Raw genomic sequence first — 22,792 nt, 5'->3', positions numbered from 1 at the left:
ATGATGAGCAGTCTGGCGGATATGGAAATCTTTGCCCGCGTCGTGGCAACGGGCAGCATGTCAGCAGCCGCTCGCGATCTGGGCCTCTCGCCAGCGGTCGTCTCAAAACGTCTGGGACGGCTGGAAGAGCGCCTCGGAACCCGACTGCTTCAACGAACGACACGCCAGATCGCGTTGACTGAGGCCGGTCAGGGTTATCATGAGCGGGTTCTGGCCATTCTCTCCAACATCGAAGAAGCGGAAGCCTTTGTTGCCCGCCGTTCTGCCGATGCGCGCGGTACATTGAAAATTTCAGCCCCTACGACTTTCGGTCGCATGCACATTGCGCCCTATCTCGTGCCGTTCATGCGCGCCAACGCAGACCTTACCGTCAATATGCAGCTCACCGACGAGATGGTCGACATTGTAGGCGATGGATACGATCTTGCCATTCGGATCGCCGAACTTTCCGATTCAACCCTCGTCGCACGCCGTCTCGCACCCGTGCGTCGTATTCTCGTCGCTTCACCCGGCTATATCGCGGAACGGGGTACACCACAGACGATTGAGGACTTGCAGGACCATATCTGTCTGGCACCTCACAACAACGACCCCTGGCGACTGGAAGGCCCCAAAGGCCCCATCGTCATTCGCCCAGTGGGGCCACTGCAAACCAATTCCAGCGAAATGGTACGCGAGGCAGTCCTGGCAGGCCTCGGCATAGCGCAACGCTCGACCTGGGATATCGGCCCGGAACTTGCAGCAGGCAAGTTGGTACAAGTTCTGCCCGACTATGCCGCGTCTCGCAACGTTGCAATTCATGCCGTCTATCCATCGAAACAGTTCCTCCCGGCAAAGGTCAGACTGTTCATCGACTATCTGGCAGATCTTTATGGCCCTGTTCCTTACTGGGAAAGCGGCGCATCTCCGCACGAAGTAGCAAAGAAATAGACTGGCTTTCGTTCGTCGGTTAATAAGTCGCGCGCGCTATATTAGTGTGCCAGCATATAAAGCTAACTAAGCTTTTGATTCTAAAAGGCTTAAATATCCCGCAATCCGTTATTCAAGCGAATCGGATGATTTTCTCCCATTGTCCTGATTTTCTGGGAAAAATGATGAACACACCTTTACGTTTTATTCTAGCGATCATCGTCGCCGTTATCGTCGGCTGTGGTTTCATGTTCTATGACAAATCACGTGGCGCCGAGTGGGTCGTTTCTCCACAACAGATCGAACAAGCTAAAGCCGAAGGCAAATCGGGCGTAGAAAGCCGCCCCGGCACTGTGACCGTACTTCCGATCCGCAGCGAAACCGCTGACGCACTCCCGTTTAAATGGGCTATGTACGGCTTTGTCGCAGGTCTTTTCGTACTCGTCGCGACACGCAAGCGCAAAAAAGCCTGATCATTTTTTGATCATGTATTCCGAAAGCCCGGTCGCATCATCGATCGGACTTTCCTTTTCAATATATTCCGTTGCCGGACATCGACCTAAAGGCTAATTTGCCGCCGTTATGGAGAGGGCTTCAGACGGCATGGCCGAAACAATTTTTTCACGCATACAGGCAAGCCGCACGGCAGACGACGTTGTGCATCAGATCGAAACGCTCATTCTCGAAGGCGTTCTGCGCGGTGGCGACCGGCTTCCCGGCGAGCGTGAACTGGCGCGCCAGTTCGATATATCTCGCCCGATATTGCGCGATGCTCTAAAAAGGCTTGAGACTGCCGAACTCCTCATCTCTCGTCATGGTGGAGGCACATTCGTTGCAGACGTGATCGGACAGGTATTCAGCGCCCCTGTGGTCAAGCTTTTTGCCGATCATCGCAAGGCGACCGCAGACTATCTCGAATATCGCCGGGAAATCGAAAGCATTGCCGCAGAATATGCAGCACTTCGAGCTACACCAGCTGACAAAGCGCTTTTGACCGAGATCATGGAGGCCATGGAAAAGGCTCATGGCGTCAGCGACTTCGACACGGAGGCACGCCTCGATGTGGAATTGCACAATGCCATTGGTGAAGCAGCACACAACATCGTTCTGCTGCACACCCTGCGGTCTTGCTATCAACTTCTGAAGGATGGCGTTTTTTACAATCGCAGCCTAATTTACAGCTATCCTGGCGTCGCCGACATGTTTCTTTCGCAGCACCGCGCCATTTACGATGCCGTCATGGCCGGTAATCCGCAAGCGGCACGCGAAGCGGTGCGAAAACACATTCGTTTCGTGGAACAGGCCACGCATGATCGCGAGCTTCACGAAGAACGCGAACGTGTCTCGCGCCTGCGCTATCGGCAGCGGGCGGGTGCGAAGTCAGGCAAGGACACGAAGGAAAATGACAGCGAATGAACGGCGTAGTTTTCAAAGATGCCAAAGGACCCGACGGTATCCGCCTTTATGCCATCGGCGACGTACATGGCCGTCTCGACTTGTTGCAGGATATGCACGGGCTGATCCGTGCCGACCTTGACCACCGCCCCGCTCACGACTGGCGTATCATTCATCTTGGTGATTATATCGATCGTGGTCCGCGCTCGAAAGAAGTGCTGGATTTTCTGATTGATGTGTCACGTCGGGATAAGCGCGTCATTTCGCTGTTGGGCAATCACGACGACGGTTTTCTTACCTATCTAGCAACGGGAGACGTTGCCGGGATATTCGCACTCCACGGTGGCATTGATACCGCCCGCTCCTACAATGTGGAAGTTGATTTTACTGATGCAGATTCAGCGCGCCTAGGTCATGCCGCGCTCGTCAAGGCCGTTCCCCAAACCCATATCGACTTCATTCGCGCCATGCCGCGCTCAGTCGCTTTTGGCGAATTCTTCTTCTGTCATGCAGGCATAAACCCTGCTGTGCCGCTGGATGCACAAGACCCGGAAGAATTGATCTGGATTCGCACAGCTTTCCTCAAATGGACTGAGCCCTTCGAAAAGGTCATCATCCACGGGCATACACCGCAAAGCGCTATCGATATTCAACCGAACAGGGTCAATCTCGATACATATGCATGGAGAAGTGGGCAGCTTTCAGCCATCGTGATCAACGGCTCTGAAAAGCGTTTTATTGCAACGAGCTAGTACGCTCAATGAGCGCTGGAAATGCCATAACCGTCAGTAGACATCGCGTTGTTGCCCGCATCGACGGTAAATATGCCGACCGCCATGAATACAATCGCGGAAACCATCAGGACGGTGAGAAGAGCGGCATGCTTGGCGGTCATATTCGGAAACTCTTTCGACGGTGGCCGGATAAAGTTCGGTAGACGAGCCGCCACTTGAGAGCATGGCGATCAGCCTTGCTCATTCGGTTGCTGCCCGGGGAGACGGCGTTCAGTTACACCCGAAAAAAGTTACCCGCAACTGAACGGTTCCAGCCAAGCCACCGCTTTTCTCTTGAAAAACCGAATTGGTTGAACGCTGTGGCAAAGCGGCAACGCGATACTTCGACTTAAGGTTAAGACGCAGTTACGAGGCCTCTAGATTTGGTTTACCCACGCCTTGGCTAATGCAGCACCTGCGGCATCCGCCTGTGCTCCGAACTTCTTTGCAAGCTCTGGATATTGTAACGCCCAATCCGGCGCGAAACCCGCGATCAGTTCGCTTAGCTGGTCATTCCACTCGGCCACAAGCTGCGTGTTCGCCTCGAAATGGAATTGCGTGCCATAGACTGCACGTCCAATGCGATAAGCCTGATGAGGTGTCATATCGCTTATCGCCATATGCAAAGCTTGCTTCGGAAGCGAAAACGTATCGCGATGCCAATGAAAGATTGGAAAGATGTCACCCGCGGCAGACAAGACCGGATCGCTTTTACCCTCCTCGGTAAGCCGAATTTCTTGCCAGCCGAACTCCATCGGGCGATCCAGAATATTCTCCCCACCATAAGCACGAGCCACGAGCTGGCTGCCCAGACAAATGCCGAGAACGGCCTTATCATGATCGCCAAACCGGCGTATAAGCTCGAGCAAATGGGGGAAGTAAGGACATTCGGCGTCGGCAAGCGCATTCTGCTCGCCGCCAAGAACGATCAAGGCTTGATAGCCATTGTCATCGGAGGGTAATGAATCGCCGTTGTAGGGATGACGCAGATCAATCGAATGCCCAGCATTCACCAGTATTGGCTCGATCTGTCCCAATCCGGACCCATCGTAGTTCTGGACAACCAGCACACCCATGAGAAATCCCCAACCGCTTTTGTCTTTGCTAACATGGAAAAAGCCCGGACGACAGCCGGGCTTTTAAATCAGTTCACCACCGAAACGCTGACTGTTCGGCCAGCAACGAGATGGACACTGTCCGGCACCTCTTCAAGTTTCACACGCACTGGCACACGTTGTGCCAGACGCACCCAGTTGAAGGTCGGCGAAACATTCGCAAGCAAGCTGGAAGAATCGCTACGCTCACGATCTTCAATACCTCCAGCGATGCCTTCAACCTTTCCTTTGAGTTGCACTTTGCTGCCCATGATATCGACCACTACCGGGTCACCAATCTGGATACGCTCGAGTTTGTTCTCTTCAAAATAGCCAGAAACGTAGAACGAGTCCGTATCCACCAAGGCAGTCACTGCTGAGCCTGCGGAGACGTAATCACCCGGCTGAAGCGAGAAGTTGGTAATCACACCGTTGACGGGCGCTTTTACCGACGATCTATCGAGATTGAGTGCTGCAAGATCGCGATCCAGTTGCGCCTGCCGATAGGAAGCTTCCGCTTGCTGGGCCGTCGTTTCAATCTGCTCCAGTTTCTGGCGTGTCACGGTCGTGTCGTTAAGCTGGCGATAGCGGACCAGATCGCGGTTTGCCATATCAAGTGCCGCCTTGCTGCTATCAACCTTTGCTTCCGTTGTTTGCAGGGCGAGCTTGTAACGGGCCTGATCGATGCGAAAGATAACGTCGCCCTGATGAACAGTCGCATTGTCGTGGACGAGCACTTCGCCAACAAGGCCCGAGACATCCGGCGCAACACGCACGACATCGGCACGAATTTTGCCATCGCGTGTCCATGGCGCGTTCATGTAGTAATCCCACAAATGCCAACCGAAGAGCCCTGCCATCGTGACCATGACGACGGTTACAAAGACACGACCTGAATGTGCAAAGAGCTTTTTCATAGCGGTATTCCATTGAGAATGACGGCGGCAACACCGAGAATACAAAAATACATCGCAGCATCGAACAAAGGCCGATGCCAGACGAAACGATAAAGGCGTGCCCGCGCCAAAAGGCGTTGCATGACCGTATTTGCAAAATAAGCGCCAAGCGCCAGCACGCCGAGGGTCGGAATGTAAATTCCGTAGATATCGAGTTCAGGTTGCATCACAAATCACATCGTTGTCTTAGGCTGCTTGCGGGAGTTCCATGAGTGGACGCGGCGGCAAGGCAAAAGGTGGCGCTTTCGGAAACAGATTGAAGCGAAGGGCGACCAGCGCCATTCGCGTACGTTTGGCTATTGCTGGCGATCCGCTCTCGATAATGGTAGTGATTGCCGCATCAATGGAGGCGAGCAGGTTTCTGTCGATTTCACCTGCCTCCTGTGGCTTGTTGGCCAAGGCTCGGTAATGCGCGCCAACACCATCCAGCACTTCATCGACAGCTGGCCGACAGTTTTCGGGCAGTTTGGAGCGGTATTGCTGGAGATCGATCGTGTTCATGCCGTTTCGCAGATCGCGCAACAGATCGACCTTCGCGACATCTGCCGCCGGGACCAGCGCGAGACGCGGGGTCATCATGCCGATACGGTCGATCATCCGGAGCAAAAGGCGATTCATGCGCTGGCGACGATGACGTCCGGGGCGCCGTTCAGCAGCAAGTGCAATATCGTTCCAACCCGCCTTGATCAGGCGGCGCACGCTCCATTCAGCACCGACGGACCGGACAATTGAAGTCACTACGGCAGCGATTACGATCCCCACTACGGTGGCCAGATTGGCATTGGCAAAACTGACAAAATCGTGGGTCAGATGGCCCTGCAGCATGAGCATGTTCGGCAAGTTCACGCAGAGCACCATGCCGAGCAAAAATTGCGAAGGAATGGCAAGCAGCAAGCCTGCCGGGATGAGGAACAGTCCCAGCACCAGAACCAGCGGGAAGAACCCATCCACAAGTGGCAGCAACGCAAACTCAAAAATGAAGGCGGCAACGATGACAATCAAAAGCAGCCAGTTGAACTTGCGCATGACCGGCACCGGATCATCCATGGTTGCGAAGATGCAGCAGAAAATACCGGCCATCATGGCTGCAGCACTGCCTTGAGACCAGCCGCTCGCAATCCAGAATGCAGTCGCTACACAAGTTGCCAGAAAGGCGGAAAAGCCAGACAGGAAGGCCATGCCGTAGTCCCGATGCATAGGGCGGGCCTTCAAATGTGCGTCGTAGCGACGCCAGCGCAGCGAATGTCGGGAACCGGAAACAATGTCCTGACGCAGTGTGATGCAATCGCTCCATATCTGCACCAGATCGCGAACGCGCGCAGCCACATTGAACGGCAGCAATTCACCCCAACTTGTCGCATCCTTCCCATGCCGGTCGATTTCGTCGATCAACTGCAAGAAAACAGCACGGCGTTCCTCTGTCAGGTTTTCGCCGCTCTCGATCCAGTCACAGGCCTCGTCCAACAGTTTCTGCACCGCTGGATGCCAGGACTTTTCATTTTCACCAGGCTTCATAGCCAGCACATCGTGCAAGCTTGATATGATCGGAAGAACAGCCACCATACGCTGCTGCAAAACGTGAAGCTGCGTTCCGACATTTCTGATTGATGAAGTGTCATAGGCAACATGCGTCGTCAGATTGCGCAGCTCGAGCGCATCGGCTGCAAGACGCTGGCGATCCCGAAGAAATTCAGGTGTAGCACCTTCCCCCCGCATGCTTGCCAGCGCCAGCTTTGAACCGTCACGCAGCCAATTATCGATACGACTGACGAGCACCGGGCCGCTGTGACGTGGAAAAACAAGTCGATTGACGACAGCAGCGCAAATGATCCCGATTGCGATCTCTTCCACACGACCCACGGCATAGTCGAAAGTCGTTTCAGGCACGGAAACAACGGCAAAACTCGCGATAGCCACCGTATAGCCAGCCAGCATGAACAAATAACTGCGCGGCGTACCATCGAGCAGGCTGATCGCAAGGCAGAGGCCCATCCAAAGACCGATCGCCAGCGTCAGTATTTCAGGAGAATTGACCAGATGCGGCACGAACAGAATGGTCACTGCTCCGCCGATAATCGTACCGATCAGACGGTAAAAACCCTTTGATGTCGTCGCACCTGAGAGCGGATGCGCAACAATATAGACAGCCGCAATGGACCAGTAAGGATTGGGCAAATTGGCCATCAGGCCGATCCACAGCGCAAGCATGGCTGCAGCGAAAGTCTTCAGTGAAAAGACCACGTCCCAGAACTTCGGAGTTGTTTCGACTGGCTTCGTCATGGCTGTGAGGGCACCGGTTGAATGCATCGCATCTTTCCGGTCGCGCGACCGATCAGAAAGATTGTGTTTGAAACTTCTCATTCAGCTTGCGCAGCACTTCCATGGCAATGTCGACCGCATCGGAATCGAAATCACCAAGGAAAATGGCGCGAAGACGGGCAGCAGACTTTTCCACCTTGGCGGCAAGGGCGCGACCGTCCTCTGTCAGTTGAATGAGCTTGACGCGACGATCAGCATCGTCGGCAACCCGCTGGATCAGGCCATCCTTCTCCAACTCGTCGACAACCCGGACAATCGTTGCTCCCTCGATACCGACCCGTTCGGCCAGCACACCTTGGGGAATACGATCTCCGTGCCGCAACAGGATCATCAGCGGTATGGCTTTCGCGTCGGAAAGACCATGTTCCGCCATCGCTGCATCGAAAGCTTTCCGCCATCCTCTGGCGGTGCTTGCAAGAAGCGGTGCGAATTCGACCCAAGTTTGTTTCATCACATCAATTCCATTCAAATAGATAGCTTCATACCTATATGGATACAATCTAATTAAATGCAACTGCCATGATGTTTCCCATCAATTGTTTGTGTAGGAATGCTAATTAATTGTCTCTTGATGCATTACCAAAGCGCTTGACCGCCGCCCCTGCCCTCTGCCATCGATGCTGTCATGCGCGCAAACTACAAAATGCAGAGACTATACGTTGAAAACGACCTCGACGACGGCGACCAGATTGAGGTCGCCCCGCAGGCCGCACATTATCTCACCCACGTCCTTCGCTTGAAGGATGGCGATGAAATTCTCGCCTTCAATGGACGCCACGGCGAATGGAAATCACGGCTGAAGCCGGAGGGTAAAAAGCGTCTGTTCCTCATGCCCTTCGAACAGACGCGCCCGCAGCCTTTAGCGAGTGATCTTGTTTATTGCTTCGCCCCTCTGAAACAGGGGCGGCTGGACTATATGGTCCAGAAAGCTGTCGAGATGGGCGCAGGTATACTGCAACCTGTCATCACACAGCACACGCAGGTACCAAAGCTGGGGGCCGATCGCATCAAGGCCAATGCGATAGAAGCTGCGGAACAGTGCGGCGTACTTTCCATACCGGAATGTTGTGAGGCCATTCGCTTTGACCGCTTCATTGAGCAGTGGGACAAATCCCGACATTTGATCTTCTGCGATGAAGGGTACGAATCGGACGATCCGTTGACCATCTTGCAGAAAATGGCGCCCGGCCCTGTCGCGTTGTTGATTGGTCCCGAAGGTGGCTTCTCAGAAGACGAACGTCAAACGCTCCGAAATCTCCCCTTCGTGACAGCTATTCCGCTCGGCCCTCGAATCCTGCGTGCCGACACAGCTGCTGTCGCTGCGATGGCTCTGGTACAATCTGTGCTCGGAGACTGGCGGAATGCAGGATGACGTTCTCGAAATCTGACGTTCAATGGAATTGACTTGCGTGATTTGACAAATTTGTCCAATCACGCTGAAAAGCGAAAAATAGGCTAGGGATAGACTGCATGGCGCGCGATACAACTGACGAAACGGCACTGACGGGCGTTGAACAACTGGCGAACTATCTGGCTGGCGGATGCAAGCCCAAGGATGCCTGGCGTATCGGCACCGAGCATGAGAAATTTCCATTTTACACAACCGATAACAGTCCTGTTCCCTATGAGGGGCCGCGCGGTATCAAAGCCATACTCGAAGGCATGCAGGCCACGCTTGGTTGGGAGCCTATTATCGATGAAGGCAATATCATCGGCTTGGTAGAGCCAACCGGACAGGGCGCCATTTCGCTGGAACCCGGAGGCCAGTTTGAGCTTTCCGGGGCACCGCTTTCAACCATTCACCAGACGTGTCGTGAAGTGAATGCGCATCTGTCCCAGGTCCGCGAAATTGCCGAGCCTCTGGGCATCCAATTTTTAGGTGTTGGTGGCAGTCCAAAATGGACCTTGGCTGAAACACCTGTCATGCCGAAATCACGCTACAAGATCATGACCAACTATATGCCAAAAGTCGGGCATGAAGGTCTGGACATGATGTACCGCACGTCGACCATTCAGGTTAATCTCGACTTCAGCTCGGAACGCGACATGCGCCGCAAGATGCAGGTTTCGATGAAGCTGCAATCTGTGGCCACCGCACTTTTCGCCAGCTCCCCATTCACCGAAGGCAAGCCAAACCACCTTTTGTCGTGGCGCTCGAATATCTGGCGCGATACCGATAACCAGCGTTCGGGCGTGCTGCCGTTCGTCTTCTCGGAGAACTTCGGTTTTGCCGATTATGTCGAATGGGCGCTTGATATACCGATGTACTTCATCCTGCGCGACGGCCATTATCACGACTGTACGCATGTCACGTTCCGTCAGTTCATGAATGGTGCGCTGAAAGGTGAAATGAGCGACCCGGTTCCCAATATGGGCGACTGGACCAATCACCTTTCCACGCTTTTCCCCGAAGTCCGTCTGAAACGCTTCCTTGAGATGCGGGGAGCCGATGGAGGTCCGTGGCGCCGTATCTGTGCGCTTCCAGCCTACTGGGTCGGCCTGCTTTATGATGAAGAGGCTCTGACTGCTGCCGAGCTTCTCACCAAGGATTGGACTTACGAAGAGGTCCTTGCCCTTCGTAACGAGGTTCCCGCTAAAGCTTTGAACACGACATTCCGGGGCAAGCCGCTGGAACAGGTCGCTCGTGAGACTTTGAAAATCTCCCGGCTCGGTCTTTTGAACCGCAACAAGCTCAACAGCGAAGGCCATGACGAAACGCATTTCCTTGCACCGCTTGAAGAAATCGTAGCAGCAGGCGTCACGGATGCCGAGCGCATGCTGAAGGCATATAACAGCGTATGGGCAGGGTCGGTCGATCCAATCTTTCTCGAATATGCCTATTGAGCATTGAGCCGCAAAACACATCCAACAAAAAGGGCGCGGATACCGCGCCCTTTTTGTTTTAGTCAGCTTGTGACCTGCTGGCCTTTGCTCGGATCGGGTATCACGACAATCGTGCTGCCATCGCGTACATTATTGTAAAGATCAATCACATCTTGATTGAGCATGCGAATGCACCCCGACGACACGGCTTTACCGATGCTCCATGCTTCCGGCGATCCGTGAATGCGATAGAGCGTATCGCGCCCATCCTTGTGAATGTACATCGCTCGCGCACCCAGCGGATTCTTGATACCAGGGGGCATCCCGCCATTGGCGATGCTGTAAGGCTCCAGCGCAGGTTGACGTGCAACCATCTCATCCGGCGGCGTCCAGCGCGGCCATTGGCGCTTATAAGCGATCTTGGCGCGTCCGGCCCATGCAAAACCATCGCGCCCGACACCGATACCGTAGCGCATGGCCCGCCCATTGCCCAGTACATGGTAGAGATACTTGTTCGGCGTATCGACGATAACAGTGCCTCTGACTTCGTCCGTTGGATAATCCACTTCCTGCCGCCAGAATTTTGGATCAACCTTGCTCGTATCGACAGCCGGGATCGGGAACTGTTCTTCCGGCAGCGCCTGGTACATCAGCGGCACAGGTCGCGACGGTGCAGGTTCAGGCAGTTTTTTCACCGGTTGAGGTGGCTGTTGCGTCGTGGAAACACAGCCCGACAACGCAACCGCGCTTACACCTATAAGAAAGCCGCGACGGCTGAAAGCAGCCTTCGCAAAGCCATTTGTGAGGTCGTCCTGGGATTTTTTACGCGACATCCTAAATCTCTAACAATGACAGATGCGCGAGAAAAAGACGTCCAAGCTTAAGCCAGCCTTAAGGCCAAACAATCTCAGCAGAAAACGGAAAACACAGCGACTGACTGTTGCTAAAATAACGATCCCTGATTGCCAGAGCCGGGAGACTGAACCTTTTTTGTTTGTACAAGCTTTGCGGGCTCGCTCTCGTCCTCATCACCCGCAACGACTGCAACGTCACCATCGCGAAACCGAATAGACAATGCATCGCCAGCCGATACGGATCCAGCCTGCTTCACCGGTTTCCCTTCTTCATCGAAGACAACCGCAAAACCGCGCTCTAGAATGCTTTCATAAGAAAGCGTGCGCATAAGACGCTCCAGTTCCTGCCCGCGCCGTTTAGCTCGTTCAATGAGAAGACGGACGGCTTGATCGCGACGACGATCCAGCTGTTCTATTGCAACGCTCGTAAGTTTTGTTCGCCGCAGTATCGGCTCCGCCGAAAGGCGATTTGCCCGATGAATGAAAGCTGTTCTTCGTTCGCGCAGGAATGCCTCGAGCGCACGAGGCAGTCTTTGTCCAAGAGCGGAAACATCGCGCTGCAGTTCTGTAAACCGGCGTTGAAGGAGACGCGGCGATAACTGTCGCGCATGACCGTCAAAGTGGACCCGCTTCTTTTGCGTGTTGACGAACAGAGCCCGCGTGAGGCGCGCAGCGGCTTCATCGAAACGCCGACGCGGCAAAGCCAGCAACTGGTCAGCCGACGGAAGAGCTCGCGCTGCCGAACGGTGGGCTTGCCGTTTAAGGTCGATAAAGCGGGACATGGCCGACGAAAGCCGCGCGGATTGCCCCGCCAGCGCTGCCAGAAGATCTTCCTTTACAGGCACCGCCATTTCCGCCGCGCCTGTTGGCGTGGGAGCACGAATGTCGGCTGCAAGATCAATCAAAGTCCAGTCGGTTTCGTGGCCGACCGCAGAAATTACCGGTATATGCGATGCAGCAACGGCACGAACGACGATTTCGTCATTGAAGCCCCAAAGGTCTTCCAGACTGCCGCCACCCCGCGCCACGATCAGCACATCCGGCCTCGGAATATTCCCTTCGTCGAGCAAAGCGTTGAAACCGTCCACCGCGGCGGCCACTTCAGGTCCACTTGTCTCGCCCTGCACACGCACAGGCCAGACAATGACATGCAGCGGATAGCGATCTGCGATCCGGTGAATGATGTCCCGAATGACGGCACCGGTCGGAGAAGTCACCACTCCGATCACACGGGGCATAAAGGGCAAGAGTTGTTTTACGGCAGGATCGAACAGTCCTTCCGAAGCCAGCCGCTGCTTACGCTCCTCCAGAAGCGCCATCAGCGCGCCCGCACCGGCGGGCTCCATCTGTTCGATGACGATCTGATATTTCGACGAGCCCGGATAGGTTGTGAGTTTGCCTGTAGCAATGACTTCCATCCCCTCTTCGGGACGGAAGCGGAGGCGGCTCATCGAACCGCGCCAGATGACGGCTTCAAGACGCGCGCGATCATCTTTCAATGCGAAATAGGCATGCCCCGACGAATGCGGACCTCTATAGCCGGAAATTTCGCCGCGCACGCGCACATGCCCGAACGTATCCTCAACCGTGCGCTTTAACGCGCCGGAAATCTCGGAAACGCTATACTCGGCAACATTAGACGATGCGCCGGTAAAACTCGAATCGGAACCCATGCTCATCCCATCATAGGCAACCAGGTGACATGGCTGGTCAAGAAGCCATGCGGCTATTTACGGTGTCGTCACCAGCCTGGCAGCAATTCGTTGGCTCGCACCCTCCTCGTACGAACCGCCGGAAACGGTGAAATTTCCGCCGAAGCCATCGCGCCGGGCTGCGGTGACGATATATTGTCTAGACTTTCAATAATATGCTGCGCAAGTGCGTCGACGACGGCATTCTGTTTTGTATGGCCGCGCATGATGCCAATACCGAATTCCGGCAGCATTCCAAACCCGTCTGCTTCACCAAGGACCCGCATACCGGGACGCAGTGCACATTCCGGAAGAACTGAGACCGCAAGGCCGGAGAGAACCGCCGCCGCCAGAACGGTCGCTGACCAGCTTGTGATGATGATGCGATAATCTCGTCTGGCCGCTTCCAGCAAATCGATGGCTGCATGACGCCAGATACAGGTCGGGCGTCCGACAGCAAGCGGCAGGACAGCCTCTTCATGCACAGCATGATTGGCAGAAGTCACCCAAAGCAATGGCTCCGTTCGAACAACTTCCGAGCGACGTTTGTCATCGCACTGGGTGACAAGAGCAATATCCAGTGTTCCGCGGCGGATCATCTCGTCCAGATTGACGGTCGGTTCGCACACAACCGACAATTCGACGCGCGGGTTTGATCGCGCAAAACGCGCCATGATTTCCGGCAAAAACCGATCGGCATAATCGTCCGGCGTACCGATACGCACGTGGCCTTCCAGTTGAGTGTCATCAAACGCAGCTATGGTTTCACCATTGAGCTGCATCATGCGGCGTGCATAAAGCAGAAGCCGCTCGCCCTCTTCAGTAAGACGATTGATCCGTCCATCACGTTCAAATAACGGTTTACCAATACGCTCTTCCAGCCGGCGCATCTGCATGGAAACAGCGGATTGCGTCTTGAAAACAGCATCGGCTGCCCGCGTAAAACTGCCCGCATCCGCTATGGCTATGAAGGTTTGCAACTGATCGAGATCCAGAGGCGTGCTCATCGGCGTCATCCATCATTATTATTGAAGAATTACATTAAAAACATTCGTTGGAACAATCAATTCGATTGTTGGATAAAGCCGCCATCGTAAAGGAAAAGGAGCCGCGAAAGCGAATGACCCTGACGATAAGGATCACTTAGCCCCGCCAGATCAAAGGAGAGCGGACATGACAGCGACAAGCAAGATAACGACAACGCATTTACCTGCAATAAGCGGACAAACCTCCACGTTCGTGCAGATGGTAAAGACCGTATTTACGTCGATCATGCGTCGCTGGACGTTTTCCAATGGTCGACGGCAAGTGCTGAACCTGAGCAGCTTTGACGACCACATGCTGCGCGATATCGGACTTCGCCGTGAGGATATTTACACGGCAGCTCATTATCGCGGCACGGAAGACCCTACGCGGGTTCTGAGTGAGCTGGCAGACGCTCGGTTGCAGATCAAGGCTACACGCCTGATCTGCTGAACCAACATCTCTTCGGGTAAGTAAGGCGCAGCCTTTTTAAGCCCGCAGACAAATCATCTGGCAGGCGCCACCTTCACATACCGGGTCCCCTCCCGGTCAGCCTGCCTCTTGCCCGGCCGCTCCTCCGCTGGCCGGGCTTTTTTTATGCGCCGGCTTCCAGAAACCATTCCTCAGCGCATCAATTTGCAGCGACCCTATCGCATGAAATAAGCAATTGCTGGATAACTTAAATCGCTTTGATTTTTTTCGAAGAAAAGTATTGCGTTCGGTGTTTGAGTTCGCTAGATGGAAGCCGTCGCGGATGAGCTGATGCTTTACCGCGCTTGCAGGCCTCCAGATCGAAGGCATTTGCATATTCCTGCTGGGGAATAGTTTAAGGGTAGAACAGCGGACTCTGACTCCGCTAGTCTTGGTTCGAATCCAGGTTCCCCAGCCAATACTTTCTTCAAGAAAATCAATGTTATAGACAACAGGCCCGGATACTTCCTGGCTTTTTTCATGTCGCGTTTAGCGGCAATCAGCTTCCAGTACTTGGCTTAGATATCGTAACTCGCATTGAAAGTTCTCAGAACGGGACACGTACCGGATCGAACATTACAAAAAATTCAGGTTCCACTCTTGAACTTGGCAAAACCATACACATTTGAAGAAATGCAGCGCCGGGCCCCTCTGGTCATGGCTACCGCTATGGCGATGTCGGGGCTGCTCCACTTGTTCAAATGGAGATGGTCCGGCGATGGATTCGCTTATTGTAGCCCTTTCGGGCGATTTTCTTGGCACACCTGTATATTTCTGGGCGGCGTTTATCGTCGTCGTCGTTGGCTTGCTTGTCTTCGACCTCGGCATTCTCCATCGTGACGAACACGAGATCGAAGCCAAGGAAAGCCTCCTGCTTTATGGCTTTTATGTTCTGATCGCACTCGCCTTCGGTGGCTGGGTGTGGTGGCAGCGCGGAGCGGAATCCGGCCTGGAATTTTATACCGGCTATCTGATCGAACAGAGTCTTGCGATGGACAACATGTTTGTTATCGCAACGATCTTCGGCTTTCTTGGCATTCCTCGTCTTTACCAGCATCGCGTTTTGTTCTGGGGTATTCTCGGCGTTATCGCCTTCCGGGCAATCCTGATCGGACTTGGTGCAGCCCTTGTGCACGAGTTCAACTGGATCCTGTTCCTCTTTGGCGCGTTTCTCGTTTTCACCGGCTTCAAGATGTTCGGCCATCAGGATGAGACACCCGATATCGAGCAGAACGCTGTCTTCAAGTTCCTTCGCCGCCGGTTCAATATCACCCGCGAATTGCATGGTCGCAACTTTACGGTCAAACAGCCACATCCCAAAACCGGCAAGATGGTCACCTGGCTGACCCCTCTGGCGGTTGCGCTCATCATGGTGGAAACTGTCGATCTGATCTTTGCAGTCGACTCTGTCCCCGCCGTCTTCGCAGTCACTCAGGACACGTTTATCGTCTACACTTCGAACATCTTTGCCGTTCTGGGTTTGCGCGCGCTTTATTTCGCGCTGGCTGCGGCGATGAACCGGTTCCGCTATCTACAGGTTTCGCTTGCTATCATTCTCGTGCTGATCGGCATCAAGATTTTCCTTGTACCGCTGGGCGTTCACATCAACACGCTGCTGTCGCTTGTCGTAACGCTGGCTATCCTCGCAAGCGGTGTGCTTTATTCGCTGTATAAAACCCGTAACGAACCGGACATGAGCGTCGAGGACCTCGCAAAGCAGCAACATACAGAGAACTGATTGAAAGCAGTTTTGATAACAAAGGGTCGGCCATATGTGCCGACCTTTTTCATCTGATCGCAGTGTGATTTATTGAATGCACTTTCTTCGCATACCGGGCCATATCGAGCCGAAAACACCATCCCTTTGGTGAAGCTGCATCTCAACTCACAGATGATATACTAAGTTTCAATGGGCGATCATTCGAGAGCAAGTCGCGGAAGGCGAAGTTGAACTCTTTATTGCTTGGCGCACTGGTATTCTTCATCCTGATATTGGCGACTATGCTTGGCATGTTCGCTCGATCGCGTTTGCCCGAGCATCATCTTAACTCTGAGTCCAAGGATGTCATACGCCTTGCCACCGCTGTTGTCGGAACACTTTCCGCTCTCGCTCTCGGACTTCTGATTGCTTCAGCAAAATCCGATTACGACAATGCGCAAGCCGAGATGAAGACATCGGCAGCCCGCATTGTTCTCCTGGACCGGATCATGGCCCGCTATGGTCCTGAAACGGAGCATCCACGTGCCGTACTCAAGCAAATAATCCAGAAACGTCTCGATCGGGCATGGAATGCCGAGCGGGCCGATGAGCTCTCCAATGGAGCTTTGCCGGAGTTCAAGGATATTGAGGATATTCAGGACAGTCTGCGCGCATTGAACCCGAAGGACGCCGCGCAAGGCTCTCTCCAAACACGCGCGCTTGAAGTCAGCGGCATGATTGCAGAAGGTCACTGGCAATTGGTGGAAACGACAGATGAAGGGCTGCCTGTCCCATTTCTCATCGTGCTGATTTCATGGCTGGCGCTTTTATTCGCAACTTTTGGCCTACAGGCCCCGCTAAACAGCACTGTCATACTGATAATAATCGTATGCTCATTGTCCGTTGCCGGCGCGATTTTCGTGATTTCGGATATGGCGAGTCCCTATGCCGGACTGATCCACATTTCCGAAACTCCACTTCGCACTGCACTGGATCGTCTCGGCGCACCATAATGAATTGCATGCTCTACAACGCCACGAAGTGCTGCGGCGATACCTCTCGATATTCGCGCAAAGGCACAACGAAATCCGCGGGACGGATTGGGCTTTTGAGTTCTCCCGTTTCGCTTGAAAGCTTCACCCGGCGTCGGTCAGGATCAGGAACCGGAACAGCCGCCATCAGCTTGCGTGTATAATCATGTTGAGGGTTCTCAAATACCGCCGATCTCGGTCCGATTTCTACGATCTCGCCCAGATACATGACGGCCACACGATGGCTTACACGCTCGACGACGGCCATATCGTGTGAGATGAACAGAAACGCTAGATCGAGACTTTGTTGAAGATCGAGCATGAGATTGATGACCTGCGCCTTGATCGAGACGTCGAGCGCCGACACACTCTCATCTGCCACAATGACTTTAGGTTTCAAGGCAAGCGCGCGGGCGATACAGATACGCTGCCTTTGCCCGCCAGAGAATTCATGCGGATAGCGCTTTGCCATATCAGGCGTGAGGCCAACTTTCTCCAGCATGTCTGCAACAACATCCTTCGCGTCCCGCACACTCCCCAGCCGGTGTTCAATGTAGGGTTCCGCGATCGCGGCACCCACTGTCATGCGCGGGTTCAACGATGCATAGGGATCCTGAAAGATCATCTGAACCGACCGTCGCATCTCGCGCATAGCCTGTTTGTCGAGGGACAGAATGTTTCGGCCTTCAACCAGAACTTCACCGGAATCCGGTTCGCTCAGCCGCATGATGGCACGACCGGTCGTCGATTTCCCACACCCACTCTCGCCAACCAGCGAAAGGGTTTCGCCCTTGCGAAGATCGAAGGACACGTTTTCCACGGCATGAACACGCCCGCTCAGGCGAGACATAAAGCCCGAATAAATCTCGAAGCGCTTTGTAAGGCCTTTTACTTCCAACACGGGTACATCGATCTTGTCGACCGTATCCGCCACCTCGACTGGCGTTTCCGAAAGGCCAGTCGCATTGTCTACTATCGGAAACCGCAGAGGACGTTGATAGCCCTGCATTGAACCCAGTACAGGAACCGCCGACAAAAGTGCTCGCGTATAAGGATGCTGGCTCTGCCGGAAAATATCAGCAGTCTGCCCTGTCTCGACCTGCTTTCCCCGAAACATGACGACCGTACGATCCGATATTTCGGCCACCACGCCCATGTCATGCGTGATGAAAAGAACGGACGTGCCCTCTTCTTCCTGCAATGTCTTGATAAGATCGAGTATCTGCCCCTGAATGGTTACATCCAATGCCGTTGTCGGTTCGTCGGCGATCAGCAGTTTGGGTCTCGACGCCAGAGCCATCGCGATCATGACACGCTGACGCATACCGCCTGAAAAGCGATGTGGATATTCATCGAAGCGGGAAGCAGCCGACGGGATACGGACCTTTTCAAGCAAGCGGATCGTTTCAGCGCGCGCATCTGCCTTCGACATTTGCGAATGGCAGAGCAATGCTTCCGAAATCTGGTCTCCGATTGTGAAGAGCGGGTTGAGGCTGGTCATCGGCTCTTGAAAGATCATGGAGATTTCATTGCCGCGTATCCGGCGCATTTCCTCTTCCGGGAGCGTCAGAAGCTCCAGATCTCCCAACCTGATACTGCCTTCGGTGCGGCTCGTATCCTTCTGCAGAAGCCGCATGATCGACAGCGAGGTTACGCTCTTGCCCGAGCCGGATTCCCCGACGATTGCCACGGTTTCTCCGGGGTGGACATCGAAGGAAACGTCATCGACAACAGGCTTCCAGACACCATCGACCAGAAAAGAAGTGGTCAGTCCTTGAACGGATAGAACAGGTTCGTGTTTTCCAACCGTCGCTATTTTCTCAGACGTCATGATGTTCCTCCGCTTTACTCAGGCTCTTCCGATTATCAATCCGGCCAACGCAGCAAACCGTCGAAACGATGTCTGCTTCGGTCCTCAAAAGGAGTGGCGATAATCTCATTAGACGCCCGGGCTTTATCGAGCTCCTCACCAAGACGCTGCGCAACAACGGTTTCCTGACCGGGATGAAGATTACAGGGATCGAGATAGAAATAGTTGTGCTCTACCTCATGGTCACGTGTGATGATCGGTGGGTTCCCTCGCGCAAGAGCGGTTACCAAATCCCAGGCCGTGATGTGGGCATCAGTAGCTGATACAATTACTCGCAGGCGGTCGAGCGGGTTATTGGTCGGATCTGGTTCGATCAGAGCCGTGATACCGGGGCGACCATCCAGTGTCTTCTTCCACAATTCCAGATATCCGGTTTCCCTCTCGCGAATTCCAGCATGGTCACGCTTCTCCCACGCTTCCAGCGCCGCCATAACGCCATAAATGCTCTCTTTGCCAACTTTCATGCCGCGCCCGATGCCGAGATTTTGCAGGAACGCATTGCGGACGAGCTCCTTCTTACCCGCAACGATGCCGGAGGTCGGACCGCCCAGAAACTTGTGTCCCGAATAGATTGCGATGTCTGCGCCCTTTTCCAGAAACAGCTTCAAGTCGTATTCAGATGCGGCATCCACGATCACAGGCACACCCTTGGCATGCGCGATCTCGACAAACTCGCTGAGATGCAGAAGGCCATAGTCGACGACGTGGTGCGATACGACATAAACCGCAGCAGCCGTCTTTTCGGTAATCGCATTTTCCATATGATAGCGATGAGTCGATGTTGCCTGTCCGATCAGGACGACCTTGCCTCCCGCAAGCCTGATTGCCTGATCGACCGGAGCGCCGTAGCTGACCACGTGACCGGTCTGCACCAGAACTTCGTTCTTTTCCGGCGTAGTGTCCGGTAGCCTTTCAATTGCGAGAAGGTTGCTGCCTGTCATAGCTCCGGCAACAGCAAGCGTAATGCCTGCCGAGCAGGACGCCGTGACGAAGCCAGCCTCGCCGCCTGTCAATCGCGCAATCACTTCACTTGCCTTGCGCTGAAGATCATTGACCTCGATGAATTGCGGCAGGATGGCCACCATCGCCTCTACCGCCTCAGGCACAACGATGGACGCGCCAAGCGATGTCATCGTACCGGAAACATTGATGACCGGTCGAAGCCCGATCTTGCGGCGGATATCATCGGTCATTTCAATTCTCCCATTTCTTTCGCTGTCTCAGGCATAGACGGATATACCATAATAATGTAATAACTTCTCGAATTCACATGGAGCACTTGAGTGAGCGCATCATCATCCACCGTCCCCGCTGAAACGGCCCCTGCAGACGACACCGAAGCCAAGTCGACACGCCGCTCGCGTGTGAGCGGCATAGATCGTGCGTTGCAGGTGATTGATTATCTTTATGAAACCGGTGCTCCGGCTGGCCCCTATGCGATTGCAAAGGCGATCAAGGCGCCTTTGTCGACGGTCTATGTGACCATCGATGATCTCGTTGAAAAGAATATGCTCGCCCGCAATGCGGATGGCGTAATCTGGCTCGGCGCGCGGCTCTATCACTACGGTCTTGCTTACGCGCGGTCGCTTGACTTCATGAGTGTGGCCACGCACGAGATGCATGATCTCTGCCGCGAAGCAAACGAAGCGGTGCAGCTGTGTGGCCGGGACGGCGACCATATGCTTGTTCTGGCTATGGCAGATGGACCGAGCCCGTTCCAGGTTGCCTCGCGTGTCGGCACAAGAGTGCCCTTGAACTGGACCGCATCCGGACGTCTGTTGGTCGGCCATTTGGCTGCAAATGAACGGATCGAGCTTTTCAAGCGCTGCGCCCGGACTTCTCCAACCGGTCGGGCTGAAATCGATGCCGCAAGTCTTTCGGAGGCTGCGGCGAAAGCCTTCGATGAGCGACTCTCGATCCAGATTGCGGAATCCGATTATGCGGTTGCCTGTATTGCTTCCCCGATCTGCGACCGCGATGGACAATGCGTTGCGACAATCTCCATCGTGCTCCCGGAACAGAAAGTGCTTTCCGACGAAAGCCGCTACACCAGTCAGGTGCGCGCTTCGGCAGCGAAGATCGAAAAGCTGATGGGTTGGCGCAATCATTGACGCTGTCCTAGTCATTCAGGGCGACGATCGCTTCGATTTCAACCGTGATATTGCCCGGCAAGGAACCGAAGCCGACGGCTGAACGTGCATGTTGTCCGGCAGCGCCAAATACTTCGATGAAAAGATCGGAGCAGCCATTGATGACGTTGGGGTGCAATTCGAAGTCCGGCACGGCATTGACCATCCCCAACAGCTTTACGACACGCTTCACACGGGAAAGATCGCCAAGCGCCTCGTGCATGACGGCCAGCAGATTGATACCCGTCAGTCGGGCATCCTGATAGGCTTGATCCACGCCGATATCGCCACCGACTTTACCCGCACGCAAATATCCGCTCTCTTCCCGCGGCCCCTGCCCGGAAAGATAGAGGATATTGCCTTCCCGAACATGCGTGACAAAATTCGCGATAGGCGGTGGCGGTGGTGGCAAAGTTATGCCAAGCGAAGCCAGCCGGTCATAGGGGGAGTGCTGTACTTCGGTCGTTTGGGGAGAATGAGACACGAATTTTCCTCATCATTTCGTCACGGGACGTTCCCGCAAATTCAATGCTGCGCCGACAGTGTCAGCGCCACGAATAGCCATGGCTATGACGAACAAGTTTCCGCGCACGCGGTATATAGCGGCTGGCCGTGATGGCCTCGGCACCGATGACTGCGTAGCGGGGTTCAAAAAGCCTGTTCAGGCGAGACACATCGCCATTGGAATCCGTCGCTTCCAGGTCGGCGTCGACCAGATCAAAGATCGTGAAATCTGCGCGCTGTCCTACCGAAAGCCGGTTTTCCATCGAGAGTTTGATCACCGACGCTGGATTGTGCGTGACAGCTTCGATGACATTTTCAAACGGCATGTTGACCGACAGCAGCTTGGACATGGTTGTCGCCAGATCCCAGACAGGGAAATTCATCGAATGGCCATGCAGGTCCGTCGAGATTGAGAATGGAAGGAGGCCACGTTCAATTGCCGCTTCAGCAACCTTAAACGAGAAGGACGCCCCGCCATGGCCGATATCCAGCCGGATACCCTCGCCTGCACAGCGTTCCGCGAGGTTGAACAGGTCTTCGTCTTCCATAATGCTGGAGCCGGATTTGCCGTTGAAGCAATGCGTGACCACATCGCCAGGGCCAAGAATTTCAAGAACCTCGTCATAGAGCGCGGGCGGCTCGCCTACATGCACCATCATAGGCACTTTGAGTATCTTGGCGATCTTCTTGCCAAGCTTGACCGGCGTAACGCCCCATGACCCGGTTATGACATGGCTGGCCCGGACCTTGATCCCGACAATATGCTCACTGTTGGCTGCATAGCATTCGAGAATACGGTCGAGATCGATGTCCTTGATGTCTCGCAATTCCGGAACCCGGTTGCAGGCGACAAGGCCAATGGAGCCGAGATTGAGGAAGGCTTTTATCCGTTCCTTGGACGGCTCGATGATATACTCCCGGAAGCCATGGAAATTGGCTTCTCCCGCCGAACCGGCATCGACAAGCGTCGTCACCCCTCGTTCAGCGCCACACTCCGAAGGGCGTATCGAAATATCCGTACCGCCATGCCAGATATGGACATGTAGGTCGACCCAACCTGGCGAAATCCAAGCTCCTTTGCCATCGACACGCTCCACATTGGCTGGTGCGTTCAACGACTTGCCGATGGCGCTGATACTACCGTCTTTCCCTACCAGAATATCGGTCGTCGCGCCGGAGTGTTCCACCCCGAAGGCTACCGGTTTGACATTGGTGATAAGAAGCGGCTTCGCCTGTTCACCGGAAATCATA

General features: G+C 54.4%; 24 protein-coding genes and 1 tRNA gene. 11 read left to right on the top strand and 14 right to left on the bottom strand.

From position 1 onward, the window contains the following. From AC1RHM_RS09690 to AC1RHM_RS09675, 4 genes are all read left to right on the top strand, one after another. Complete coding sequence (locus AC1RHM_RS09690; RefSeq protein ID WP_010660974.1) at positions 1–930, top strand: LysR family transcriptional regulator; 930 nt, start codon at positions 1–3, stop codon at positions 928–930. Between the two features lie 164 nt (positions 931–1,094). Continuing rightward, positions 1,095–1,382: a hypothetical protein gene (locus tag AC1RHM_RS09685; RefSeq protein WP_010660973.1), complete on the top strand. Its 288-nt coding sequence runs from the start codon at positions 1,095–1,097 to the stop codon at positions 1,380–1,382. Positions 1,383–1,512: 130 nt separating this feature from the next. Continuing rightward, a complete protein-coding gene (locus AC1RHM_RS09680) occupies positions 1,513–2,325 on the top strand; it encodes an FCD domain-containing protein (protein WP_010660972.1) in 813 nt (270 codons plus the stop codon). Next, positions 2,322–3,056 (top strand): metallophosphoesterase, encoded by a 735-nt coding sequence (locus tag AC1RHM_RS09675; RefSeq protein WP_010660971.1) that lies wholly within the window; start codon positions 2,322–2,324, stop codon positions 3,054–3,056. Before AC1RHM_RS09680 ends, AC1RHM_RS09675 begins: the two co-directional genes overlap by 4 nt. Positions 3,057–3,061: 5 nt before the next feature. Here the strand turns inward: AC1RHM_RS09675 and AC1RHM_RS09670 are convergent, their stop codons facing one another. From AC1RHM_RS09670 to AC1RHM_RS09645, 6 genes are all read right to left on the bottom strand, one after another. Beyond that, on the bottom strand, positions 3,062–3,199 hold the full coding sequence (locus tag AC1RHM_RS09670) for a hypothetical protein (protein ID WP_010660970.1): 138 nt from the start codon (positions 3,197–3,199) through the stop codon (positions 3,062–3,064). Between the two features lie 255 nt (positions 3,200–3,454). Further along, positions 3,455–4,153: a type 1 glutamine amidotransferase gene (locus tag AC1RHM_RS09665; protein ID WP_010660969.1), complete on the bottom strand. Its 699-nt coding sequence runs from the start codon at positions 4,151–4,153 to the stop codon at positions 3,455–3,457. A 68-nt stretch (positions 4,154–4,221) separates the two neighbouring features. Beyond that, complete coding sequence (locus AC1RHM_RS09660; RefSeq protein WP_010660968.1) at positions 4,222–5,088, bottom strand: efflux RND transporter periplasmic adaptor subunit; 867 nt, start codon at positions 5,086–5,088, stop codon at positions 4,222–4,224. Beyond that, entirely contained in the window at positions 5,085–5,294 is a 210-nt protein-coding gene (locus AC1RHM_RS09655; RefSeq protein ID WP_010660967.1) for a DUF1656 domain-containing protein, read from the bottom strand. Before AC1RHM_RS09655 ends, AC1RHM_RS09660 begins: the two co-directional genes overlap by 4 nt. A gap of 19 nt (positions 5,295–5,313) precedes the next feature. Then, a complete protein-coding gene (locus AC1RHM_RS09650; protein WP_010660966.1) occupies positions 5,314–7,407 on the bottom strand; it encodes an FUSC family protein in 2,094 nt (697 codons plus the stop codon). A gap of 52 nt (positions 7,408–7,459) precedes the next feature. After that, on the bottom strand, positions 7,460–7,897 hold the full coding sequence (locus AC1RHM_RS09645) for a MarR family winged helix-turn-helix transcriptional regulator (protein WP_010660965.1): 438 nt from the start codon (positions 7,895–7,897) through the stop codon (positions 7,460–7,462). A gap of 174 nt (positions 7,898–8,071) precedes the next feature. Here AC1RHM_RS09645 and AC1RHM_RS09640 point away from each other — a divergent pair, with 174 nt between their 5' ends. Both AC1RHM_RS09640 and AC1RHM_RS09635 read left to right on the top strand, forming a co-directional pair. Continuing rightward, positions 8,072–8,818 carry a 16S rRNA (uracil(1498)-N(3))-methyltransferase gene (locus AC1RHM_RS09640; protein WP_010660964.1) on the top strand — a complete coding sequence of 249 codons (747 nt, stop codon included), beginning with the start codon at positions 8,072–8,074 and terminating at the stop codon, positions 8,816–8,818. Positions 8,819–8,916: 98 nt separating this feature from the next. Further along, positions 8,917–10,290, top strand: a complete 1,374-nt coding sequence (locus AC1RHM_RS09635; protein ID WP_010660963.1) for a glutamate--cysteine ligase — start codon at positions 8,917–8,919, stop codon at positions 10,288–10,290. 62 nt (positions 10,291–10,352) lie between these two features. Here AC1RHM_RS09635 and AC1RHM_RS09630 read toward each other — a convergent pair whose 3' ends face one another. The 3 genes from AC1RHM_RS09630 to AC1RHM_RS09620 form a co-directional block, all read right to left on the bottom strand. Continuing rightward, positions 10,353–11,102, bottom strand: a complete 750-nt coding sequence (locus AC1RHM_RS09630; RefSeq protein ID WP_010660962.1) for a L,D-transpeptidase — start codon at positions 11,100–11,102, stop codon at positions 10,353–10,355. A 110-nt stretch (positions 11,103–11,212) separates the two neighbouring features. Continuing rightward, positions 11,213–12,796 carry an exodeoxyribonuclease VII large subunit gene (gene xseA, locus AC1RHM_RS09625; RefSeq protein WP_010660961.1) on the bottom strand — a complete coding sequence of 528 codons (1,584 nt, stop codon included), beginning with the start codon at positions 12,794–12,796 and terminating at the stop codon, positions 11,213–11,215. 68 nt (positions 12,797–12,864) lie between these two features. After that, the gene (locus AC1RHM_RS09620) at positions 12,865–13,821 is read right to left on the bottom strand and encodes a LysR substrate-binding domain-containing protein (RefSeq protein WP_010660960.1); all 957 of its coding nucleotides are present in this window, start codon (positions 13,819–13,821) and stop codon (positions 12,865–12,867) included. A 166-nt stretch (positions 13,822–13,987) separates the two neighbouring features. Between AC1RHM_RS09620 and AC1RHM_RS09615 the strand changes: the two genes are divergently transcribed. Further along, complete coding sequence (locus tag AC1RHM_RS09615; protein WP_010660959.1) at positions 13,988–14,290, top strand: DUF1127 domain-containing protein; 303 nt, start codon at positions 13,988–13,990, stop codon at positions 14,288–14,290. A 96-nt stretch (positions 14,291–14,386) separates the two neighbouring features. Here AC1RHM_RS09615 and AC1RHM_RS09610 read toward each other — a convergent pair whose 3' ends face one another. Beyond that, positions 14,387–14,638: a hypothetical protein gene (locus AC1RHM_RS09610; protein ID WP_010660958.1), complete on the bottom strand. Its 252-nt coding sequence runs from the start codon at positions 14,636–14,638 to the stop codon at positions 14,387–14,389. A 14-nt stretch (positions 14,639–14,652) separates the two neighbouring features. On the opposite strand from AC1RHM_RS09610, the gene AC1RHM_RS09605 reads away from it, so the two are divergent. The 3 genes from AC1RHM_RS09605 (at position 14,653) to AC1RHM_RS09595 (ending at position 17,020) form a co-directional block, all read left to right on the top strand. Continuing rightward, positions 14,653–14,726 (top strand) — tRNA-Gln (locus AC1RHM_RS09605). A 300-nt stretch (positions 14,727–15,026) separates the two neighbouring features. Beyond that, positions 15,027–16,046, top strand: coding sequence for a TerC family protein (locus tag AC1RHM_RS09600; protein ID WP_010660957.1), 1,020 nt, complete (start codon positions 15,027–15,029; stop codon positions 16,044–16,046). A gap of 209 nt (positions 16,047–16,255) precedes the next feature. Beyond that, entirely contained in the window at positions 16,256–17,020 is a 765-nt protein-coding gene (locus AC1RHM_RS09595; RefSeq protein ID WP_029376213.1) for a bestrophin-like domain, read from the top strand. A gap of 13 nt (positions 17,021–17,033) precedes the next feature. On the opposite strand, the gene AC1RHM_RS09590 is transcribed toward AC1RHM_RS09595, so the two are convergent. Further along, positions 17,034–18,869 carry an ABC transporter ATP-binding protein gene (locus AC1RHM_RS09590; RefSeq protein ID WP_010660955.1) on the bottom strand — a complete coding sequence of 612 codons (1,836 nt, stop codon included), beginning with the start codon at positions 18,867–18,869 and terminating at the stop codon, positions 17,034–17,036. Positions 18,870–18,904: 35 nt separating this feature from the next. After that, entirely contained in the window at positions 18,905–20,101 is a 1,197-nt protein-coding gene (locus AC1RHM_RS09585) for an aminotransferase class V-fold PLP-dependent enzyme (RefSeq protein ID WP_010660954.1), read from the bottom strand. Positions 20,102–20,191: 90 nt separating this feature from the next. Here AC1RHM_RS09585 and AC1RHM_RS09580 point away from each other — a divergent pair, with 90 nt between their 5' ends. Beyond that, positions 20,192–21,019, top strand: coding sequence for an IclR family transcriptional regulator (locus tag AC1RHM_RS09580; RefSeq protein ID WP_010660953.1), 828 nt, complete (start codon positions 20,192–20,194; stop codon positions 21,017–21,019). Positions 21,020–21,026: 7 nt separating this feature from the next. Here AC1RHM_RS09580 and AC1RHM_RS09575 read toward each other — a convergent pair whose 3' ends face one another. Both AC1RHM_RS09575 and AC1RHM_RS09570 read right to left on the bottom strand, forming a co-directional pair. Then, entirely contained in the window at positions 21,027–21,521 is a 495-nt protein-coding gene (locus AC1RHM_RS09575; protein WP_011982717.1) for a RidA family protein, read from the bottom strand. A gap of 61 nt (positions 21,522–21,582) precedes the next feature. Continuing rightward, complete coding sequence (locus AC1RHM_RS09570) at positions 21,583–22,791, bottom strand: amidohydrolase/deacetylase family metallohydrolase (protein ID WP_010660951.1); 1,209 nt, start codon at positions 22,789–22,791, stop codon at positions 21,583–21,585. Position 22,792 lies beyond the last annotated feature (1 nt).

This window comes from Brucella sp. GW823-FHT04E01 (assembly GCF_058796175.1).
The sequence above is the reverse complement of the archived record's forward strand: the minus strand, read 5'-3'. Positions and strand labels throughout refer to the sequence as shown.

Excerpts from the sequence above, each read along its gene's own strand:
- AC1RHM_RS09690 (WP_010660974.1), top strand. The coding sequence starts at position 1 with ATGATGAGCAGTCTGGCGGATATGGAAATCTTTGCCCGCGTCGTGGCA.
- AC1RHM_RS09685 (WP_010660973.1), top strand. The coding sequence starts at position 1,095 with ATGAACACACCTTTACGTTTTATTCTAGCGATCATCGTCGCCGTTATC.
- AC1RHM_RS09680 (WP_010660972.1), top strand. The coding sequence starts at position 1,513 with ATGGCCGAAACAATTTTTTCACGCATACAGGCAAGCCGCACGGCAGAC.
- AC1RHM_RS09675 (WP_010660971.1), top strand. The coding sequence starts at position 2,322 with ATGAACGGCGTAGTTTTCAAAGATGCCAAAGGACCCGACGGTATCCGC.
- AC1RHM_RS09670 (WP_010660970.1), bottom strand. The coding sequence starts at position 3,199 with ATGACCGCCAAGCATGCCGCTCTTCTCACCGTCCTGATGGTTTCCGCG.
- AC1RHM_RS09665 (WP_010660969.1), bottom strand. The coding sequence starts at position 4,153 with ATGGGTGTGCTGGTTGTCCAGAACTACGATGGGTCCGGATTGGGACAG.
- AC1RHM_RS09660 (WP_010660968.1), bottom strand. The coding sequence starts at position 5,088 with ATGAAAAAGCTCTTTGCACATTCAGGTCGTGTCTTTGTAACCGTCGTC.
- AC1RHM_RS09655 (WP_010660967.1), bottom strand. The coding sequence starts at position 5,294 with ATGCAACCTGAACTCGATATCTACGGAATTTACATTCCGACCCTCGGC.
- AC1RHM_RS09650 (WP_010660966.1), bottom strand. The coding sequence starts at position 7,407 with ATGACGAAGCCAGTCGAAACAACTCCGAAGTTCTGGGACGTGGTCTTT.
- AC1RHM_RS09645 (WP_010660965.1), bottom strand. The coding sequence starts at position 7,897 with ATGAAACAAACTTGGGTCGAATTCGCACCGCTTCTTGCAAGCACCGCC.
- AC1RHM_RS09640 (WP_010660964.1), top strand. The coding sequence starts at position 8,072 with ATGCGCGCAAACTACAAAATGCAGAGACTATACGTTGAAAACGACCTC.
- AC1RHM_RS09635 (WP_010660963.1), top strand. The coding sequence starts at position 8,917 with ATGGCGCGCGATACAACTGACGAAACGGCACTGACGGGCGTTGAACAA.
- AC1RHM_RS09630 (WP_010660962.1), bottom strand. The coding sequence starts at position 11,102 with ATGTCGCGTAAAAAATCCCAGGACGACCTCACAAATGGCTTTGCGAAG.
- xseA (WP_010660961.1), bottom strand. The coding sequence starts at position 12,796 with ATGGGTTCCGATTCGAGTTTTACCGGCGCATCGTCTAATGTTGCCGAG.
- AC1RHM_RS09620 (WP_010660960.1), bottom strand. The coding sequence starts at position 13,821 with ATGAGCACGCCTCTGGATCTCGATCAGTTGCAAACCTTCATAGCCATA.
- AC1RHM_RS09615 (WP_010660959.1), top strand. The coding sequence starts at position 13,988 with ATGACAGCGACAAGCAAGATAACGACAACGCATTTACCTGCAATAAGC.
- AC1RHM_RS09610 (WP_010660958.1), bottom strand. The coding sequence starts at position 14,638 with ATGCCTTCGATCTGGAGGCCTGCAAGCGCGGTAAAGCATCAGCTCATC.
- AC1RHM_RS09600 (WP_010660957.1), top strand. The coding sequence starts at position 15,027 with ATGGATTCGCTTATTGTAGCCCTTTCGGGCGATTTTCTTGGCACACCT.
- AC1RHM_RS09590 (WP_010660955.1), bottom strand. The coding sequence starts at position 18,869 with ATGACGTCTGAGAAAATAGCGACGGTTGGAAAACACGAACCTGTTCTA.
- AC1RHM_RS09585 (WP_010660954.1), bottom strand. The coding sequence starts at position 20,101 with ATGACCGATGATATCCGCCGCAAGATCGGGCTTCGACCGGTCATCAAT.
- AC1RHM_RS09570 (WP_010660951.1), bottom strand. The coding sequence starts at position 22,791 with ATGATTTCCGGTGAACAGGCGAAGCCGCTTCTTATCACCAATGTCAAA.